Source organism: Niastella populi (genome assembly GCF_002078015.1).
Lineage (GTDB): Bacteria > Bacteroidota > Bacteroidia > Chitinophagales > Chitinophagaceae > Niastella > Niastella populi.
Genome location: NZ_LWBP01000156.1, coordinates 119,117 through 138,321, shown reverse-complemented (window position 1 = coordinate 138,321; position 19,205 = coordinate 119,117). Strand labels below are relative to the sequence as shown.

18 protein-coding genes are annotated in these 19,205 nt (G+C 46.5%); 13 read left to right on the top strand and 5 right to left on the bottom strand.

The features are described 5' to 3' along the window. The first annotated feature begins 156 nt into the window (after positions 1-156). The 10 genes from A4R26_RS14260 (at position 157) to A4R26_RS14215 (ending at position 9,485) form a co-directional block, all read left to right on the top strand. Positions 157-1,998: an SBBP repeat-containing protein gene (locus A4R26_RS14260; protein WP_133054668.1), complete on the top strand. Its 1,842-nt coding sequence runs from the start codon at positions 157-159 to the stop codon at positions 1,996-1,998. A 440-nt stretch (positions 1,999-2,438) separates the two neighbouring features. Next, positions 2,439-3,137: a Crp/Fnr family transcriptional regulator gene (locus A4R26_RS14255; RefSeq protein WP_081164427.1), complete on the top strand. Its 699-nt coding sequence runs from the start codon at positions 2,439-2,441 to the stop codon at positions 3,135-3,137. Positions 3,138-3,205: 68 nt separating this feature from the next. Further along, positions 3,206-3,670 carry a YHS domain-containing (seleno)protein gene (locus A4R26_RS14250; protein WP_081164426.1) on the top strand — a complete coding sequence of 155 codons (465 nt, stop codon included), beginning with the start codon at positions 3,206-3,208 and terminating at the stop codon, positions 3,668-3,670. 95 nt (positions 3,671-3,765) lie between these two features. Continuing rightward, a complete protein-coding gene (locus A4R26_RS14245) occupies positions 3,766-4,161 on the top strand; it encodes a DoxX family protein (protein ID WP_081164442.1) in 396 nt (131 codons plus the stop codon). 426 nt (positions 4,162-4,587) lie between these two features. Next, the gene (locus A4R26_RS14240; RefSeq protein ID WP_081164425.1) at positions 4,588-5,127 is read left to right on the top strand and encodes a YceI family protein; all 540 of its coding nucleotides are present in this window, start codon (positions 4,588-4,590) and stop codon (positions 5,125-5,127) included. A gap of 81 nt (positions 5,128-5,208) precedes the next feature. Continuing rightward, complete coding sequence (locus tag A4R26_RS14235; protein WP_081164424.1) at positions 5,209-5,709, top strand: hypothetical protein; 501 nt, start codon at positions 5,209-5,211, stop codon at positions 5,707-5,709. Further along, the gene (locus A4R26_RS14230; RefSeq protein WP_081164423.1) at positions 5,697-6,425 is read left to right on the top strand and encodes an NRDE family protein; all 729 of its coding nucleotides are present in this window, start codon (positions 5,697-5,699) and stop codon (positions 6,423-6,425) included. Before A4R26_RS14235 ends, A4R26_RS14230 begins: the two co-directional genes overlap by 13 nt. After that, positions 6,425-7,489 carry an ATP-grasp domain-containing protein gene (locus tag A4R26_RS14225; protein WP_081164422.1) on the top strand — a complete coding sequence of 355 codons (1,065 nt, stop codon included), beginning with the start codon at positions 6,425-6,427 and terminating at the stop codon, positions 7,487-7,489. The genes A4R26_RS14230 and A4R26_RS14225 overlap by 1 nt, the downstream gene beginning before the upstream one ends. A 252-nt stretch (positions 7,490-7,741) precedes the next feature. Further along, complete coding sequence (locus A4R26_RS14220) at positions 7,742-8,365, top strand: LysE family translocator (RefSeq protein ID WP_081164441.1); 624 nt, start codon at positions 7,742-7,744, stop codon at positions 8,363-8,365. Positions 8,366-8,627: 262 nt separating this feature from the next. After that, entirely contained in the window at positions 8,628-9,485 is an 858-nt protein-coding gene (locus A4R26_RS14215) for a hypothetical protein (RefSeq protein ID WP_081164421.1), read from the top strand. 302 nt (positions 9,486-9,787) lie between these two features. Here the strand turns inward: A4R26_RS14215 and A4R26_RS14210 are convergent, their stop codons facing one another. Then, positions 9,788-11,119, bottom strand: a complete 1,332-nt coding sequence (locus A4R26_RS14210; protein ID WP_081164420.1) for a (Fe-S)-binding protein — start codon at positions 11,117-11,119, stop codon at positions 9,788-9,790. Between the two features lie 160 nt (positions 11,120-11,279). On the opposite strand from A4R26_RS14210, the gene A4R26_RS14205 reads away from it, so the two are divergent. Then, positions 11,280-11,777: a phosphoribosyltransferase family protein gene (locus tag A4R26_RS14205; protein WP_081164419.1), complete on the top strand. Its 498-nt coding sequence runs from the start codon at positions 11,280-11,282 to the stop codon at positions 11,775-11,777. 125 nt (positions 11,778-11,902) lie between these two features. On the opposite strand, the gene A4R26_RS14200 is transcribed toward A4R26_RS14205, so the two are convergent. Continuing rightward, positions 11,903-13,024 carry a DUF2279 domain-containing protein gene (locus A4R26_RS14200; RefSeq protein WP_081164418.1) on the bottom strand — a complete coding sequence of 374 codons (1,122 nt, stop codon included), beginning with the start codon at positions 13,022-13,024 and terminating at the stop codon, positions 11,903-11,905. A 159-nt stretch (positions 13,025-13,183) separates the two neighbouring features. Here A4R26_RS14200 and A4R26_RS14195 point away from each other — a divergent pair, with 159 nt between their 5' ends. Further along, the gene (locus A4R26_RS14195; protein WP_081164417.1) at positions 13,184-14,917 is read left to right on the top strand and encodes a phospho-sugar mutase; all 1,734 of its coding nucleotides are present in this window, start codon (positions 13,184-13,186) and stop codon (positions 14,915-14,917) included. Positions 14,918-15,208: 291 nt separating this feature from the next. On the opposite strand, the gene A4R26_RS14190 is transcribed toward A4R26_RS14195, so the two are convergent. From A4R26_RS14190 to A4R26_RS14180, 3 genes are all read right to left on the bottom strand, one after another. Further along, the gene (locus A4R26_RS14190; protein WP_081164416.1) at positions 15,209-15,772 is read right to left on the bottom strand and encodes an OmpH/Skp family outer membrane protein; all 564 of its coding nucleotides are present in this window, start codon (positions 15,770-15,772) and stop codon (positions 15,209-15,211) included. An 85-nt stretch (positions 15,773-15,857) separates the two neighbouring features. Beyond that, positions 15,858-17,051 carry a Gfo/Idh/MocA family protein gene (locus A4R26_RS14185; RefSeq protein WP_081164415.1) on the bottom strand — a complete coding sequence of 398 codons (1,194 nt, stop codon included), beginning with the start codon at positions 17,049-17,051 and terminating at the stop codon, positions 15,858-15,860. Between the two features lie 130 nt (positions 17,052-17,181). Beyond that, positions 17,182-18,435: a nucleoside permease gene (locus tag A4R26_RS14180; RefSeq protein ID WP_081164414.1), complete on the bottom strand. Its 1,254-nt coding sequence runs from the start codon at positions 18,433-18,435 to the stop codon at positions 17,182-17,184. Positions 18,436-18,714: 279 nt separating this feature from the next. Between A4R26_RS14180 and A4R26_RS14175 the strand changes: the two genes are divergently transcribed. Next, positions 18,715-19,203 (top strand): MarR family winged helix-turn-helix transcriptional regulator, encoded by a 489-nt coding sequence (locus tag A4R26_RS14175; protein ID WP_081164440.1) that lies wholly within the window; start codon positions 18,715-18,717, stop codon positions 19,201-19,203. The last annotated feature ends 2 nt before the right edge of the window (positions 19,204-19,205 follow it).

Below are 19,205 nucleotides of genomic sequence, written 5' to 3'. Positions count from 1 at the left end.
TATGCGACTGAACTGTCCAATAATTCTTGCTTCTTCCCTTGACAAGCGCCTGAAACCCGTTCCCATTTATTGATATCCACCGGCGTTCCCAATGAAAAGCCTGCATTACCGCCTTATGATGCTTTTCTCCGTTTAATTAAACCTAAAATTTTAGTTATGAGAAAAATGGTACTCATGAGGTCATGGCATCTTTGCTCTTTCCTTTTCCTTTCTATTGTTGCTTCTGCGCAGGTAACCGAAGAATGGGTAGCCAGATATAATAATTCCGGCAACCTGGAAGATGAAGCAGCCGATATAGCTGTTGACGCAGCTGGTAACGTATATGTAACTGGTAGCTCTGCCGGTGTAGGAACAAGCAGGGATTATGCTACCGTCAAATACAATTCAGCCGGCGTGCAGTTATGGGTGGCCAGGTACAACGGAACTGGTAACTCCTTTGATGATGCCCGAAAGATAGCCATTGATGCCAATGGTAACGTATATGTAACCGGTAGCTCTGCCGGTGCTGGAACGGAGGATGATTATGCCACCATCAAGTACAATTCGATGGGTGTGTTGCAATGGGTATCGAGGTATAATGGTCCCGGCAATTCCATAGATGCAGCGCAATCGCTTGCCGTGGATGCAGATGGCAATGTATATGTGACCGGAAGCAGTTTTGGCGCAGGCGCGAATGCAGACTATGCCACTATTAAATACAACTCGGAGGGTGCAGAACAATGGGTAGCCAGGTATAACGGGCCGGCGAATGGCACTGACAGGGCCGGTTCACTCACCCTCGGCAATGATGGTAGTGTTTATGTAACCGGCTCCAGTACCGGCATAGGAACCAATCTTGATTACGCTACGATAAAGTACAATGCAGCCGGATCTGTATTGTGGGTATCGCGGTATAATGGGGCAGGCAATGACCGCGATGTTGCCAATTCCGTAACAGCAGATAATGAAGGCGATGTGTATGTAACCGGTACAATCATCAGCGGTTTTGATGCCAGCGGAGATCCTTTTCCGTTTGAACTTTTAGATTGGGCCACCATTAAATACAATAGCGTGGGCGCAGTGCAATGGGTGTCAATACACGATGAAGGCGGTGACGATTTTGCGGTATCAGTAAAGCTGGATAACACCGGCAATGTAATAGTAACGGGCAGTATTTCGAATTCGCCACCGCGGCTGGAAGAACCAGACCTGGACTATGGCACTATTAAATACAATGCATCGACAGGCGCAGAGATCTGGGTGGCAAAGTATGGTCCGCCCCCGGGAGAAGACTTTAATGAATGGAGTGCTACCGACCAGGCCATAGACAGCGATGGCAATGTATATGTAACCGGACAAACCGGTGAGCAGGAATATGGCACTGTAAAATTTAGTAGTAACGGGGTGCTGCAATGGGCGGTTGCTTATAAAAACGGTATCAATCAGGCTGCCTTTGGCATAGCCGTGGATGCTTCAGGCAATGTGTATGTCACCGGCAGAAGCGACCCCGAAGGCTGTATCGGCTGTTATGATTATGCCACTGTTAAATACAACCAGGTGCAAACTGCCTGCGGTAAAAATGGCGATAAAATACTGGTTTGCCATAAAGGCAAAAAGACTTTATGTATAAACAGTTCCGATGTTGCAGAACACTTTGGCCACGGGGATGAGTTGGGCGCCTGTGCTACGACTATTGCCAGCGCCGCAAACGCCAGAATGGAAGAACTGGTTGCCGGCATCGATGAAATCCCCGCACGCTTCCGGGTTTCCGTTATTCCTAATCCGGCTATTACTACAGCCAGAATATTGTACGAACTTCCCGCCGATGGCCGGGTGTCGATACAGCTGTTTGACGTGTTGGGCCGGGAAATAAAAACCGTGGTGGATGCCGGCAAACAGGCAGGTTTTCACAATGAGGAATTCAATGTATCGGCACTTCCACAAGGGATGTATTATTACCGTATTATGGTAAAAACAGCAAAAGCGGTTTGGTCGCAAACCGGGAAGATCATACATTAATGGGATAATATGCTAATGTGATAATGTGCAAATTAAATACAAGGCTATTATTGAAACTTACGCGTGAGCTTCGGTTCAATAAAGACTGCCGACCCTGATGCATTATACCATTAGTATATTAGCAAATTAATAAATATACCAATGTGTTAATATGCTTATTAATTAGCAAATTAATAAATATACCAATGTGTTAATATGCTTATTAATTACAAGGCTGTTATCGAAACTTACGCGTGAGCTTCGGTACAGTAAAGACTGCCGACCCTGATGCATTATCCCATTAGTATATTAGCAAATTAATAAATATACCAATGTTGTTAATATGCTTATTAATTACAAGGCTGTTATCGAAACTTACGCGTGAGCTTCGGTACAATAAAGACTGCCGACCCTGATGCGTTATCCCATTAGCATATTAGCAAATTAGCTAATTTTGCTTCATGGCTGCAGACCAAAAATGGCTTTTGATTCGCAATTACGATCTCTGGTCGCAATTGAGCGATGAAGAGTACGATGAACTGAACATCGTTCATAACTTCATAGAAGCCCGCAAAGGCGACTATATTTACTTTGAGGCATTCCATCACAATAAACTGTATTTCGTAAAAGACGGCTATTTACGCATCGGTTACATCGACGAAAGCGGCCGTGAAGTAATAAAAGAGATCATACAGAAAGGCGAACTGTTCGGACAAATAACGCTTGAAAAGAACAGCCTGAACGGTGAGTTTGCCCAGGCCTATAAAAGCGATGTAAGCCTCTGCGCATTTTCAATCGATGACTTTCAGAACCTGCTGCAAAAAAAGCCCGCTTTGGCACTTAAATACAGCAAACAGGTGGGCAGCAAACTGCGGCAGATAGAGAACAGGTTGCTCAACCTGCTGAACAAAGATGTAAAGGCCCGCCTTATCAGTTTCCTCTTACAACTGGCGCTTAAACAAATAACGGAAGCTGCCAACGCCATCTGCATTCCCAATTATCTTACCCATGAAGACATTGCCCACCTCATAGGATCGAGCCGGCAAACCGTTACCACGCTTATCAATGAACTTTGTGCCGAAGGCCTGATCACCTGGAACCGCAACGAGATCTGTTTCCCTGATGTTAAAAAAATACAAAACCACGATCCTGTCGTATAGCCGACAAAACGGCCGTATGTAACCTTATAGCTTTGGGCTGTAATCAATTGTTATTTCAATTAAAAGTCATGAAACAATTATTAACAGCAGTTGCCCTGCTATTGGTACAGGTAAGCATCAGTATTGCCCAGGATAATGCGCCGCGTTTGAAACATTTCAATCTCGAGAACCACCTGGCCATTCAGGGTTACGACCCCGTAGCGTATTTCAAACAGCGCGAAGCGGTAAAAGGGCGGAAGGAATTCGCCGTTTCACACCAGGGCGTGCTCTATTATTTTTCGTCTGCAGCCAATAAGGAAGAATTTAAAAAGAACCCATCACATTATGAACCGCAATACGGCGGCTGGTGCGCGTATGCCATGGGCAGCAAGGGCGAAAAAGTATCGATAGATCCCAAAACTTTCAAGATCACCAATGACAGGCTGTACCTGTTCTATAACAAATTCTTCAATAACACGCTTACAGAGTGGAATAAGAATGAACCAGGTTTGAAGAACAAGGCTGACGTGCATTGGGCGTCAATAAATAAATGATCCTGGTTACCGGTTACCGGTTGCCGGGGGAATGCTGGCCCGGTAACGGGTACCCGGTGCCTGGCAACAGTATTTCTCAAAACAAACCATCAAACATGAAAATAGATACCATATTCACCTGGATACTTCGGATAGTAGCCGCCGTAATAATGCTGCAAACGCTGTATTTTAAATTCACCGCGCATGAACAATCGGTGGCCCTGTTCACGCAACTGGGCATGGAGCCCTGGGGACGCATTGGCACCGGTGTAATGGAACTGATCGCTTCTATTCTGATCCTGTATCCCCGGACAACAGGCTGGGGGGCGGCGCTCGGGATGGGACTAATGGGCGGCGCCATCTTTTTTCATCTTACCTCGCTGGGGATCGTTTTTGCGGGCGATGCCGTGCTATTCATTTATGCGGTGATCACGTTCGTATGTTGTTTGATCTTGTTTTTGAAATACCGGAGGCAGGTGTTGGGGGTGTTAGGGATTGGGGAGGGATCCTGATTCCATCCGGTAAGCGTGGTATTTTGCAATGAGTGAGCAGGCAAAAAGGTTCAGGAACCAATTCCTAATTCCTGCATTATCAGTATTTTGCAATCGAGGATCAGGCTAGGTTCAGGAACCAATTTCAAATTCCTGATTCCCGCATTATCAGTATTGTGCAAACAGTGAGCAGGCAAAAAGGCTCCAGGAACCTATTCCTAATTCCCGCAATATCAGTATTTTGCAGGCAGGGATCAGGCTATAGGGGTTCCAGGTACCAATTCCAGATTGCTAATTCCCGCATTATCAGTATTGTGCAATTAGTGCGCAGGCCAAAAAGTACGGACATCAACCAACTCCTTCGGGAAAAATCTTCCCCGTTTTTTGTTAATAAATTTAACAATTGAAGGATGGAACAGGGGCTTTTCGCATTAAAAGGTTTTTTATATGAAATATGTACTTCCAATCATTTTAGCACTGTTTCCGGGCAATTATTTAATTGCCCAGACTTTCGCCCCGGTCGACACCGCTTCGGAAGTTAGCTTCAGAATAAAAAACCTTGGGTTCAATACAACCGGCTCTTTTAGCGGCCTGGCGGGCATTATAAGCTTCAGCCCCGAAGACCCTGATGGCTGCAGTTTTGATGTGCATATTGAAGCCAACACCGTAAATACGGGGGTAAATATGCGTGATGACCACCTGCGCGCCGCGGATTTTTTCGATGTTAAAAACCACCCGCAGATCAGGTTCGTATCTCAAAAAGTTACCGGTGCAAAAAAGAACGGAACATTATTTGTTTCCGGTAAGCTAACCATAAAAGGGGTCACAAAAGACATCGCGTTTCCTTTTACGGCGCAACCTGTGGATGACGGATATTTATTCAACGGCGAGTTTTCGATAAACCGGAAAGATTTTAAAGTGGGCGGGGGAAATACGATCAGTGATAAGCTGACAGTATTCTTAAAGGTGGTGGCCAGGAAGGTATAAGGGATGGGTATACGGTAAAATTCGACTAACGGAAAATTTTTATTGAAAAGATAATATTATTTTTAGGAACAAAACCGACCAATGCAATTACAACAAGCGGTAAACACAATCTTTGTACAATTGTCTGACTCGCTCGGTCAGTTGTCGTCATTGCAATACAGCCAGCCGTGTTCAACATTGTTCAATAATACGATTGGCCAGCATGTACGACACATCATCGAGCTGTTTCAATGCCTCGAGAATGGATATGAATCAGGAATAGTAAATTATGAAAAACGTAAGCGCGACACATTGATTGAATCGGATAAAGAGCTGGCAGGTCGCTTGTTGCTGGAGATTCACCGGGGTTTGGGCAAGCCCAACAAAACGTTAACGCTGGAAGCCAGCTATGACGAACACGCTTCCGAACCAATTGCCATTGAAACCAATTATTTTCGCGAGGTAGCCTATAACCTCGAGCATACCATCCATCACATGGCCCTCATACGGGTAGGCATCAATGAAATTTCCAATATTCAATTACCAGATGATTTTGGGGTAGCATCTTCTACCGTCAAGTACCGTAAACAATGTGCACAGTAACATTTATTCCTTCAGGGGATAAAATATTCATAACATCCAACCGCGATGAAAAGCACTGGCGTTCCAATGCTTTATCGCCGTTGGTATACCCAGGCAAAACAGGCGGCCTGTTGTTCCCGAAAGACGGCGATGCAGGCGGCACCTGGATCGCCGCCCATGAGAATGGAAACGCCATCGTATTCCTGAACGGTGGTTTTGTACGCCATACGCCTGAACCGCCCTATCGCAGGAGCAGGGGGTTGATCCTGCTTTACCTGATCGATTCCCCCGATATGGAAACAGCCTTCCGCGATTTACCATTAGACAACATAGAGCCATTTACCGCCGTGCTGTGGAATACCGGCCAGCTGCTTGAATGCCGGTGGACCGGAACACAGAAGTATATAAAACCGTTGCCGGTTACCGAACCACACATCTGGTCGTCGGCCACGTTGTACGATGAACCTGTGGTGGAAAAAAGAAAAAGCTGGTTCAACAAATGGCTGCTGCAACACAAACAACCTTCACCAGACGATATACTGCACTTTCACCAGTTCACCGGAGATGGCGACACCCATAATGACCTGCGCATGAACCGGAACGGACAGGTTTTCACCGTAAGCGTTACGCTGATGGCGCTCACCGATGAAATGACGCAAATGCACTACCTCGATCTGAAAAACAATACTGCTTTTACCCAACAATTAACAGTAGATAAATCATTGGCAGGCAGATAATGAATAGCATACAACGCATCCTGCACCGACCTTTTTTTATTAAATTATTTAACTGGGAATACTGGAGCTTTACCACAGTATATATATGCATTTACCCGGTGTGGTTCCTGCTATGCCTGCGGGCCCGGTCGCTCTTTTTCTTCTCCGCTTCCAATCCATCGATAAAGAACGGGGGCTTCTTATGCGAAAGCAAAAAAGATATCATCAGCATCATTCCGCCGGAACACCATCCGCCAACCGTTTTCTTTTCCATACCGGCCAATGGCGATATGGTCTTGCGCGATCTGCAGCGGGCGGGTTTACAGTTTCCGCTGATCGGCAAACCGAATATCGGCGGCCGTGGCCGCGGCGTTAAGGTGCTGCGCGATGAACAGGACGTGATCGATTACACCCATAAAGCGTATCTCGATTTTCATATTCAGGAATTTGTTCCCTGGAAAAACGAGGCCGGTATCTTTTATGTTCGTTATCCCGATCAGCCAAACGGGGTCATCACCGGTATAGTAGGCAAAGAGTTTTTATCGGTGACCGGCGATGGCAAACGCTCCATACTACAGTTATTACAACAAAGTAAACGCGCCCTCATGTATTTGGGAAGCCTGCAAAAAATACATGGCAACGGGTTGAACCGCGTTTTGGCCGAAGGGGAAAAACTCATCGTATCGCCATTCGGCAATCATGCACGCGGTTCGAAATTCGTCGATGACAGTCACCTCGCCGATGCGCAACTGAACAGCGTTATAGACAGGATCTGTAAACTGATCCCGGAGTTTTATTTTGGCCGGCTCGATATTCGCTTCGACACCTGGGAAGCATTGAAAGAAGGCCGTAACTTTTCGATCATTGAAGTGAATGGGGCAGGGGCGGAACCTACCCATATCTATGATCCGAAACACTCGATCTTCTTTGCCTGGAAAGAGATCATCAGGCACTGGATCATCTTATGCAAAATAAGCCGCATGAACCATAAAAAAGGGCACCGATACCTCAGTATGAAGGAAGGCATTGCCATGTTCAGGGAAGATAAGGAGTGGTCGAAGAAGCTGGCGGCGATGAAGGAGTAATGACAATTAGCAAATTAGCAAATGTGAAAATGTGCAAATTAAATACAGTAGGGTGAGTGCTTCGCATGGGCCAAATTGATTGCTGACGCAAGGATTACAGTTAGTAAATTGGTAACGTGCAAATGAAAACAACATCAATGATGCTTGCGCATGAGCTTCGATTTAATAAGGATTGCCGAAACAGAAGCATTTGCACATTTGCACATTTTCGAATTTTCACATTTGTTACTTATAGTCACCAATGTTTTTAAATTGTACCTAAGAATCTTCATAACAGGAATGTGTATCAGCTTCCTCGGTACCTTACCACTGGGAACGCTGAACATTGCCGCCATGCAGATCTCGGTAAGCGATGGTATTCGTCCGGCCCTGTACTTTTCGCTGGGCGCTTTGCTGGTGGAGATCATTTACGTACGTCTTTCACTGGTAGCTATGGACTGGGTGCAGCGGCAGCAACGACTGTTCCGCTTGCTGCAATGGTTTACCGTGCTGATCATTGCCGCATTGGCCGCGGGGAGCTTTATAGCAGCCGCCAGTCCGCATACAGAAAAGAACGTTATTCTTTCCCATACGATACACCGTTTCCTGCTGGGGATGGCCATGAGTGCCATCAATCCGGCACAGATCCCTTTCTGGTTTGGCTGGAGCTCGGCCCTGTTCAATAAAAAGCTGTTATTGCCCCGCAACGATCATTACAACACCTATATCGCCGGAATAGGACTTGGCACCTTCCTTGGCAACTCGGTCTTTATTTTCGGCGGACAACTCATTGTAAACCGCCTCAACGCCAATCAGGGAGTTATCAGCGGGATCATAGGCAGTGTGTTTGCGGTCACCGCCATCATTATGGCATGGAAGATCGTTAGGAAGAAATAGTTCATAGTTCATAGTTCACAGTTCATAGTTGTTCAGTTATTCAGTTATTCAGTTCGGGGCTCGCTATTAATGGAAACAGCTCAAGGGCGCTGCCGCGCCCCTGGAAAAGTTAACTTACAACTGAACAACTCAATAACTTACAAACCAGCCTCTTATAAAACACAATTATTTAATCTCCAACCAACACACCAAAAATAACCTGCATACGTTTTAAACCAGTCACACGGTTCATGGTCTGATACCGCATAATAAACTAAACCCCATGCAAACAAGAAAATCCATTTTCCCCGGCATCATGGCCTGTTGCCTTATCGCCCTCTCATTTACAGCGTGTAAAAAAGATACCAAAGATGCAGATAATGATACAGCCCCTGCGCAGGACAACTCCCTGGCAGAATCGAATTATAACGATGTAAATACCATGGTAGACGCATCGATAAGTTTGGGTACCAGCTTCTCGTTCAGGCAGGCTACCAATGAACCGGGCGCCCGGGTAGAAGATGTTCTTGGCGGATGCACTACCGTAACTATCGATTCGGCAAGCACCAATCGCACCCTGGTAATTGATTTCGGCACCACCAATTGTAAAGGCGCCGATGGCCGCAACCGCCGCGGTAAAATTCTCGCCACCTGGACCGGTAAATACCGCGATCAGGGCACCGTTATAAATATCACTTTCGATAACTACTTTGTAAACGATAACCAGATAAAAGGTACGCACAAAACCACTAACATGGGCTACAATGCAGCCCAGCACCTGGTGTATAAAATTGAAGTAGACGGTTCTATCGTAAAAGCAAATAACGGCGGCACCATTCTCTGGAAAAGCACCCGTGAGCGCGAATGGGTTGCCGGCGCTTCCACGCCGCTGAACATTCTCGATGATACCTATTCGATCACCGGTTCGGCCAATGGCACTACCGCAACTGGCGATGCATATACCATCAGCATTACGCAGGCGCTGGTGCGTAAAATGAATTGTTACTGGTTTGAAAGCGGTAAACTGGAAGTAACCCCCGCCGGCCGCCTTACCCGTATATTGGATTATGGCAATACCGGCTGCGATAACAAAGCCACGGTAACTATCAGCAATACTGTTTTCAATGTACAGCTACCTTAGGCTAATGTGATAATTCGATAATGTGATAATGAAATACAGGGCCGGGATAATTAAACAGGTTTCTTAGTCACAGAATAATAGTGTTTGTTTAAAGCCGCACTTTTTGAAGTGTGGCTTTTGTTTTTGCAGGAAAGATGAGCGGAAGAATTAGCAATTGATATTTTAGGATGTAAATGTGCTAATCAGCTAATGTGCTAATGAATACAGCTTCTGCCTCAAATTAAAAAGCCAGGTAGTACATGATGCAGCACCTGGCTTTCCATTAGCATATTAGCACATTATCAAATTATCACATTAACCAATCAGCTCATTTCCTGAACCCATTTATCCCTGTCATCCGGACTAAATTTCCAGGGCGCGAAGTTATTCTCCACATTACTGAACATGGCGTTCCACTCCTGCGGGGCATTGCTTTCTTCCATGATCAGTGAGCGGCGCAATTCGAGAATGATCTCGAGCGGACTGATACTTACCGGGCATTCCTGCACGCAACTGTTACAGGTTGTGCAGGCGCGCAGTTCTTCTATGGAAATATAATCGTGCAGCAGTGTTTTTCCATCCTCTTTATACTCGCCGTTCATATCGATATTCTTACCCATATCTTCAATACGATCGCGGGTATCCATCATGATCTTGCGCGGTGATAGTTTTTTACCGGTGATAGTGGCCGGACAAGCGGCACTGCAGCGGCCGCATTCCGTACAGGAATAGGCATCGAGCAGGTTGCGCCAGCTGAGGTCGGTTGCCTCCTTGGCGCCAAATTTGTCGGGCGGCGTGGCATTGGTGCCGCCATCTGTCGGCACCAGTTCGGGCTGCATGGCATACAACACTTCATTTTGAATGGAGGTCATATTGTTCATTTTGCCCATTGGTTGCAGCCTTGTATAATAAGCATTCGGGAATGCCAGCAAAATATGCAGGTGTTTCGAAAAAGGCAGGTAATTGAGGAAAGCAAAAATGCCGAGGATATGCAGCCACCAGCAGAAACGTTCTACCCCAACCAGCGCATTATCGCTTAACCCGTTTAGTAACGGATGCAGCAGGGAAGAAAAGAAAAAGTTGCCGGTACTGTTCTCGCCATAATGGCCATACCCGCGTTGCTGCAGAATGGTATCTGCGGCATTCATGGTAAGGAACAGCGACATCAGCACGATTTCTGTAATGAGAATGTAATTGGCATCGCTGCGCGGCCAGCCGTTCAGATCGGGGCTCGCAAGGCGCTTTACTTTTACGATATTCCTTCTTATCAGAAAGATCAAACAACCCAGCAATACAGTTACAGCCAGGAATTCAAATGCATTGATCAGGTACGGATATATAACACCGCCATACCGCGAAAAAATCCGATGTGTGCCGAATATACCATCGATGAGGATCTCCAGCACTTCAATATTGATGATGACAAAACCGGCATAAACAAAAAAGTGCAGCACCGCCACAAGCGGGTTGCGGAACATCTTTTTTTGTCCGAACGCCAGCAGCAAAACGTTTTTCCACCGTTCGCCCCTGCGGTCGCTGAAATCGGCGTCTTTACCCAACAGGATATTACGGCGTATAGTCATTATCTTTTTACTAAAAAACCAAATGGCCGCAGCCGAAATGATGATGAATAGTATTTGTGGTATATATGACATAGGGCTAAGATAGTTTAAAAGTTGACAAGTTGGCGAATCGTTACCAGTTACCGGGTGCAGGTTACCAGGCATCTATGACTTTAATGCCCGTCTTTGGAAAGAATTCGAAACAATCATGTAAAAACATAACTTTTATATAGTTTTGGGCCAAAATAAAAGCATGGCGCGTAATTATATCCTCGATAAGGATTCAGTAGCCCGGAAATTACAACGGATCGCATACGAGATCATAGAGAACAATATCGACGAAAAGCAGATCATCCTGGCCGGCATTCGTGAAAACGGCAGCGTCATTGCCCGTAATATTGAAAAGCTGTTATGCTCTATAAAAAGCGACATCGTGATCTGGAATATCGATATCGCCCTCGATAAAAAATCGCCCCACGACATAAAACTGAGCGGTGAAACCGATTTTACCGATAAGGTGATCATCGTAGTTGACGATGTAGCCAACAGCGGCCGCACCATGCTGTATGCCATCAAACCGTTCCTGGCCTATCTGCCTAAAAAAATTCAAACGCTGGCGCTTGTCGAACGCACGCACAAAGCATACCCGGTGAAAACCGATTACGTAGGGCTGTCGGTAAATACCACCCTGCAGGAGCATATTTTTGTTGAAGTGGAAGGGGATGTGGTAACGGGAGCTTACTTAGAATAGAGGTGTTGGAGATCGATGGCTGGTTTAGGACATATATGTTGCTATTTCAGCGTTATTCAGTTATTCAGTTCTGAGTTTTGAGTTTTGAGTTCAACTGAACAACTGAATAATGAATAACTGGCTTTTTAATAATATAACGCATAAGCCTTCAACTTACCCTTCGAACCTAACCCTATTGCAGGAGCAGGTATTTTCACCATATTAGCTATCGATAACAGGGTGCGCACCCATTTTTTGCCCGAGTGGATCTTTGTAAGATCGATATCGGGTGAAAGTAAAAAATGCCGCTCGCGGTGTATATCGGCGCGATCGAAAATATTGCCCTGTTTATCGGTCCACTGATTGCCAAAACCGCCCAACATGCCATTGCTGCTATATCCCACTGCCATATTGAGCCAGGAAGGCCATTTTGAGTTTTTCAGAAAGGACGCTATGTTGGCGCTGAGCCAGTAGGTTTGCGAATTATAATCTTTCAGTAACCGCTCAGGAAGGCTTGCGCCAAACAACTGGTTACGGCGGTTTTTCAGGTCGGGCGAATTATAATCATAGGCCCAGTAGCTTAGTTTAAACTGGAACCGCTGTTCGCGCCAGCCCAGTTCCTGCGAAACAAAGGTGGCGGCGCCAAGGAAATTGGCAGCCATATCGCCCCAGCTAAATCCCCACTCGCTGCTGAAACCATCCTGAATTTCAATAATGCTTTGGTATGCCAGTCCGCTTATACCGCCAAGCACGGCACTTTTACGCCCGTTCAGTCCGGCCCATTTCCATAACCCGGCCGACAACCTGCTCACCCGGTAGGCCGTCCAGATATGTCCGGCTTTATCCATCTGGTTCCATTCGTGGTTGTCATTAAAAAAATGGAAATCACTTTTCGCGAAACCATCGTACCAGGCTTTATTCAGCGCGATATAGGAAGCCGTCCAGGCCGTTACATGTGCCCCTGCAATGAGCCACACGCGCTTATTTGGTGGCAGGTTACCGGCGCCCGAATCAATGAAAGTCTTATTGCTATACGGCATGCCTGCATTTTGGCCCTGGTAACCGGTAACCGGCAACCGGTAACCCACCCGAGCTGCATTCAGGCGACAACCTGGAATACCGGGTGCCGTTTCACGTTTGCCGTTTGCCGTTTCACGACCCACGATTGCCTCCTGCGCTTTCATATTATGATGAAAACAAATGGCCAGCAGAATCGTGAGAACTGCCTTTACAATGGGAGGGTATATTTTTTGATAGTTATCAGACACCAGTAGCAATTTGTGTTAAAGCGATCCAATGAACCGGTTTTTATTAAAAATACCCCGTTTCATCCGAATCCACACACTAACGTTTAGCCAATAAACCAATTGTTCAATCATAAAATTATATAACTTCAAACCTTCAATACTAACATCAAATTGAGCACTATGGATGATGCAATTAAGCAGCGCGTACAAGTTTGGGTAAACGGAAATTACGAAGAAGCCGCCAAACAGGAAATAGCCAGGCTTGAAAAAGAGAATCCCACCGAACTGGCCGATGCGTTTTACCGCAACCTGGAATTTGGCACCGGTGGTTTACGTGGTATTATGGGCATTGGCACCAACCGCATAAACAAATATACGGTAGGTATGGCCACCCAGGGTTTTGCCAACTATCTCAATCAAACCTATCCCGGAGGCATTGTACGGGTTGCCATTGCGCACGACAGCCGTAACAACAGCCGTCAGTTTGCCGAGATCACTGCCAATGTAATGGCCGCCAACGGCATCAAAGTATTTTTATTTGAAGCATTGCGCCCAACTCCCGAGCTCAGTTTTGCCATCAGGCACCTGGGTTGCCAGGGTGGTGTTGTATGTACGGCATCACATAATCCCAAAGAATATAACGGATATAAAGCATATTGGAACGATGGCGGACAACTGGTGCCGCCGCACGACAAAAATGTCATTAAAGAAGTGGAAAAGATCGCCTCGGTAGATGAAGTGAAATGGAGCGGGGGCGAAGCCAATATCGCTATCATCGGTAAGGAACTCGATGAAGCCTATATTGAAATGGTAAAGGACCTGAGCGTGTATCCCGAAGTGATTACCCGCCAGCGCGATCTGAAAATTGTATATACGCCCATACACGGTACCGGTATTATGCTGGTGCCACAGGTATTGCAACGATTTGGTTTTGCCAATGTGCACATAGTGGAAGAACAGGCAAAACCCGATGGAAATTTCCCTACGGTTGTTTATCCCAACCCCGAGGAAAGCGAAGCCATGAGCATTGGCCTGAAGAAAGCCAAAGAACTGGATGCCGATATTTTACTGGGTACCGATCCCGATGCCGACCGCGTTGGTATTGCCATCAAGGACAAACAGGGCAACTGGGTGTTAATGAATGGTAACCAAACCGCCGTACTGGCCTTCAACTATATCATCGAGGCCCGCAAAGCCAAAGGCATTGCCCAAAAGAACGATTTTGTGTGCAAGACCATAGTAACAACGGATATGATCGACCGCATTGCCGCCGACAACAACGTAAAATGTTACAATGTGCTTACCGGTTTCAAATGGATCGCAGAACTGATCAAGGAAAAAGAAGCCGGCGAAAATTATATCGTGGGCGGTGAAGAAAGTTATGGGCTGATGATAGGTAGCAAACTGCGCGACAAAGACGCGGTTTCCGCCGTTGCCCTGCTTTGCGAAATGGCAGCCTACGAAAAAGACAAAGGCAGAACGCTGTTTGAAAAGCTGATCGATCTGTACGTTCAGTACGGCTATTATAAAGAGCACCTGATCTCCATCACTAAAAAAGGCATGAACGGCCAGAAGGAAATCGCCGACATGATGGATGGTTACCGCAACAATCCGCCAGTGACCGTTAACGGCTCGCCGGTTGTACAGTTGCTCGATTATGAGTTCCGTAAAGGTAAGAACCTGCAAACGGGCGAAGAATGGGAGATCAAACTGCCCGTATCGAACGTACTGCAGTTCATCCTCGCCGATGGCAGCAAGATCTCAGCCCGCCCAAGCGGTACCGAGCCAAAGATCAAGTTCTATTTCAGCGTAAATACCACCATTAAAAATTCTGCCGAATTTGATGGCATTCAGGTGCATGGGGAGCTGGATAAGCGGATACAGGGCATTATAGCCGACATGGGGTTGAAGTAAGTTGACGGGTTGACTTGTTGACGGGTTGACAAGGTTTGCCTCTGTTCAACAATCTGATCAATAGTTGAAAGGTTGATTGAGGTGATACAGTTGATAGAGGAAGAAATCGCCCGGCACCCTGCACCAGACAAGAAGGTCCTGATATTTGAAACGCGTGCTAAATGGCGGGGTACAAAATAAAAAAGCAGGAAATAAGAAATACGGGAATCCCCCGTACTTCTTACTTCCTGCCTCTTACCTCAGTAACTTATATTGAGTTTGCCTGTCTTTAAAACAGGAGCAGTCATATTACTATTTACCACCGGCCTTCGGTGCAGCTGTTGCCGGTGCATCTTTAGCTGGTGAAATGTTCAGTTTTTTGAAAACCAGCGGTAAAATATCGTCGGCGGCGGGGAAAGCGATCAATTGCTCTTTAGGCAGAATATACGCGTACCCGTTCTCTTTGGCTACAGCCTGTGAAGTGTTAACCGCTTTTTCCTGAATAGGAGCCAGCAGTTCCTGTTCGTGCTGGTTCATCATTTGCTGCGCTTCCTGGTTAACGAAGTTGGTCCATTTTAAATATAGTTCATTCAATGCTTTGCGCTTTACTTCTTTTACCGCCTGCGTCATTTTTATAGAGTCTTCTACAAACTTTTTCTGATCTGCCATAAACGCCTGTTGGTAATCATTTCCCTGCTGAACCAGCGCTTTCTGGTATTCCTGCATATCGAGCTGGGCTTTTTTGTATTCGGGCATGGCGCTAACCAGCTCCTGCAAGCTTATGTAACCGATCTTGTTTTGTGCATCTGCCTGGAGTGCGTTTGCCAGCAGACCTATGGTAAATATTACAACTATTGCTACAAATTGCCTTTTCATGTTCGTGGGTTTAATTATTGGACCGCAAAAATAGCGGAATTCGCTGCTTTCCGGGAAAAAATCCGCGGGGTTTATTTCGTCACAACTATTCCAGTACCTTTTCGGTGATCTTGCCGGTTTTTTTGTGTTTTATGATCACTTTTTTGGCGCCGTAATGGATCACCTCTTCTTTAACGAGATAATGGTCGGCATCGTATTCGGTAAGATGGCTATCTTTTGTAACACCCGTTTTACCGCGCCAGATATCGAGCTGCACCGGTTCCCACAGTTTGCTTTTGGCCGAACGGTAAGCGGCATCGAGGATACAATTCACCACATACCCATCGTAAAAGGTTTCTTTGGGCTCGCGGCCGGCATCCAGGGCATTGAACATGTCCATGAACATGTGGTTGTACCCCAGTTCATTGAGCTCGTCGCCTACCGGGAACAGCCAACCGGTGTTGCTTTCGGCTTTTTCGGCCACATAATCGGCCCCTTTGCCGCTGGTGAACATTTCGAAACCGGTACGTAAAAAACTGTTGATCCAGATGGTGCCTTCGGAGCCCATAACCTCATCGCGCAGGTCGAGGCCGCCGCGGAAGGTCCAGCTTACTTCAAACTGGCCGATAGCGCCGTTCTCATATTTTACCAGCCCGATGGCATGGTCTTCGGCATCGATGGGTTTTACCTGGGTATCGGCCCAGCACATCACTTCTACCGGTTTTATGTCTTTTCCTATATAGCTGCGGGTTATTTCAACGCAATGGCAGCCGAGGTCGAGAATACAACCGCCGCCGGCCTGTTCCATATCCCAGAACCAGTCGCTGTGAGGGCCGGGGTGTGTTTCCCTTGACTTGGCCCATAAAATGCGGCCGAGCGCCCCGGCCTTTACGCTTTCCAGGGCCTTTATGAATTTGGGCGTATACACGAGGTCTTCGAGATAGCCATTGAAAATACCGGCCTGTTCAACGGCCTGCAACATACGTTTTGCTTCTTCGGCATTACGGCCAAGCGGTTTGGTGGTCATTACCGCCTTGCGGTGAATACAGCAAAGCATTACCGCCGCTTCGTGCAGGTTATTGGGCAGCGAAATACAAACGATGTCTACATCAGGATGCGCAATGGCTTCCTCCATATTGGTAGTAAAATGCGGTACGTTGTAATCTTCGGCAAACTTCTTTGCGCTTTCAGTACGGCGCGAATAAATACTTACGATCTTATCGCGGCTTCTGTAGCCCTGAAGAGAGTCGGCATAAAACCGGCCAATAAAGCCTGAACCTAACATTGCGATCTTTGCCATATTATTAGTTTGTGGTTTGTTGTTTGTGGTTTGTTGTTGTCTCCACCCTACACTCATAAGAAAATGCAGCCTCCCGCTATCGGGCGCCCGTTGCCTCTATGCCTTGTTGCCTTTGCCTTGCGTATTAATTCTAACTAACAAATTCCTTATCTAATTGCCTGGAACTTTCTTTCTTTTCTTTAAACGTTACCATAAAGAACAACAATACAAAAGCAGCAAAACCGGCGGGCAGCCACCAGAAATTTTGCCATTGTTGTAAGGAAAGCGCTTCTGAGCCATCTAAAAATGAGTTGTATACTTTACCGGCTATCTGGGCGCCCACCAGCATACCCACACCATAGGTCACAAACACAATGAGCCCCTGCGCCTGCGCCCTGATGAGCGGATTGGCTTTTTTGTCAACGTAGATCTGCCCGGTTACGAAGAAGAAATCGTAACAGATGCCATGCAGGGCTATTCCTAACAGCACCATAAACGTAACCTGGTCGGGTGCAGCCAGCGCAAACAGCGCATACCGTATTACCCAGGCCAGCATACCTACCGCCAGCATTTTTTTAACACCAAGCCGTACAAAAAAGAAAGGTATCAGCACCATGAACAGGGTTTCGGAAACCTGTCCAACCGTTTGTGTGGCGGCAATATTCTTAAACTGCAAACCCTCCATGTATAACTGGGTGTAATTATAATAAGCGGCCAGCGGAATACAGATCAGGAATGAGCTGATGAGGAAGATCATAAATGAAGGGCTCATCAGTTGTTTGAACGCATCTACCCCGATGATACTGGCGGCCGAAACTTTTCTGCCGGCAGCAGGCGGCGGCGTATTGGGTAATGTAAAACTGAAAAGTCCCAGCAACAGGCTGGCGCCGGCGGTCATATACAACGGCATCGAAGTTTGTTCGGGTTTTAAGTCGTCCGTAACAAATTTGCTCAACACAAAACTGATGATCAAACCGGCCACGATCCAACCCACGGTGCCAAAAACACGGATCAACGGGAACTCTTTTTCCTGGTCGGTCATTTTATGAAAACAAATGGTGTTGGCGAGACTCATGGTTGGCATATAACATAGGTTATAGGCCAGCAGTAACAGAATAAACAGGGTTGAGTTACCCGTTGCAGAAGGCGTAAGGAACATAAATACGGCGCCTAAAATATGCAGGGTGCCCAACACTTTTTGTGTGGCGAAATAGCGGTCGGCTATCAGCCCCACAAAAAACGGGGCAACAATAGCTGCAATAGGGTTCACCGTATAAGGCCAGTGGGTGAGGTCGGCCATATCGTGATTCTTCATAAAAACACCAATGGTCGTATACCACGAACCCCAGATGAAAAACTCGAGGAACATCATTACAGAAAGTTGGGCGCGCAATGCAGCTTTCATATTCAGGTTAAATTTTTAAAAAGAACTGTCCGCACTCGCTCTTCGGCAGCCTTAACATCGGCGCCGGTAGCAGGGCTCTGCGGACGAAGTTTGGTTTTCGCTTTAAAGATATTGTTTCCGGTTATTCCGATCACATTAAAGATTACTAAATACCCGTAATATGACGAAGCTTGAAAATTACAACAAAAATGGTTTAGCCCGTTTACTCAAACGCATTCTGATTTATATTTTGATTTATTGAGAGGATTTGTACATTTGTATAAGTACTTATATATTTTTATGAGCTTTTACGAATCTCTCGGTTTCCTGGTTTTCGGAAGCCGTTTACGGCGGCTGAGCGAAGCATTTCTTGCCGATGTGAACAAGATCTATGCATCGCATGAGCTTTCGTTCGACGCGGCCTGGTTCCCGGTGTTTTATATTTTATCGCGGCAGGAAACGGTTTCCATCAAAGACATCTCCGGTGAATTGGGCATTTCGCACTCGGCCGTTAGCCAGCTGTTGAGCAGCCTGCAGCAAAAAGGCCTTACAAAAACCAGCACCGCCAGCGACGACGCCCGCAAAAAGGTAGTTGCGTTCACCGCAAAGGGAAAAAAACTGCAACAACAGGTGCAGCCGGTATGGGATGCCCTGCAACAGGCCATGGAAGAATTGGTGCAGGAAGGAAAACACAGCAGGAACATTTTAACCGCCATTGGTGAAATTGAACAGGGTTTACAAAACGAATCAGTCTTTAACCGGGTGCAACATGTTTTGCATCAACAATAAAA

What these genes read in the sequence shown, in the direction of transcription:
- A4R26_RS14260 (WP_133054668.1), top strand. Translation starts at nt 157, where the DNA reads ATGAGAAAAATGGTACTCATGAGGTCATGGCATCTTTGCTCTTTCCTT.
- A4R26_RS14255 (WP_081164427.1), top strand. Translation starts at nt 2,439, where the DNA reads ATGGCTGCAGACCAAAAATGGCTTTTGATTCGCAATTACGATCTCTGG.
- A4R26_RS14250 (WP_081164426.1), top strand. Translation starts at nt 3,206, where the DNA reads ATGAAACAATTATTAACAGCAGTTGCCCTGCTATTGGTACAGGTAAGC.
- A4R26_RS14245 (WP_081164442.1), top strand. Translation starts at nt 3,766, where the DNA reads ATGAAAATAGATACCATATTCACCTGGATACTTCGGATAGTAGCCGCC.
- A4R26_RS14240 (WP_081164425.1), top strand. Translation starts at nt 4,588, where the DNA reads ATGAAATATGTACTTCCAATCATTTTAGCACTGTTTCCGGGCAATTAT.
- A4R26_RS14235 (WP_081164424.1), top strand. Translation starts at nt 5,209, where the DNA reads ATGCAATTACAACAAGCGGTAAACACAATCTTTGTACAATTGTCTGAC.
- A4R26_RS14230 (WP_081164423.1), top strand. Translation starts at nt 5,697, where the DNA reads ATGTGCACAGTAACATTTATTCCTTCAGGGGATAAAATATTCATAACA.
- A4R26_RS14225 (WP_081164422.1), top strand. Translation starts at nt 6,425, where the DNA reads ATGAATAGCATACAACGCATCCTGCACCGACCTTTTTTTATTAAATTA.
- A4R26_RS14215 (WP_081164421.1), top strand. Translation starts at nt 8,628, where the DNA reads ATGCAAACAAGAAAATCCATTTTCCCCGGCATCATGGCCTGTTGCCTT.
- A4R26_RS14210 (WP_081164420.1), bottom strand. Translation starts at nt 11,119, where the DNA reads ATGTCATATATACCACAAATACTATTCATCATCATTTCGGCTGCGGCC.
- A4R26_RS14205 (WP_081164419.1), top strand. Translation starts at nt 11,280, where the DNA reads ATGGCGCGTAATTATATCCTCGATAAGGATTCAGTAGCCCGGAAATTA.
- A4R26_RS14195 (WP_081164417.1), top strand. Translation starts at nt 13,184, where the DNA reads ATGGATGATGCAATTAAGCAGCGCGTACAAGTTTGGGTAAACGGAAAT.
- A4R26_RS14190 (WP_081164416.1), bottom strand. Translation starts at nt 15,772, where the DNA reads ATGAAAAGGCAATTTGTAGCAATAGTTGTAATATTTACCATAGGTCTG.
- A4R26_RS14185 (WP_081164415.1), bottom strand. Translation starts at nt 17,051, where the DNA reads ATGGCAAAGATCGCAATGTTAGGTTCAGGCTTTATTGGCCGGTTTTAT.
- A4R26_RS14180 (WP_081164414.1), bottom strand. Translation starts at nt 18,435, where the DNA reads ATGAAAGCTGCATTGCGCGCCCAACTTTCTGTAATGATGTTCCTCGAG.
- A4R26_RS14175 (WP_081164440.1), top strand. Translation starts at nt 18,715, where the DNA reads ATGAGCTTTTACGAATCTCTCGGTTTCCTGGTTTTCGGAAGCCGTTTA.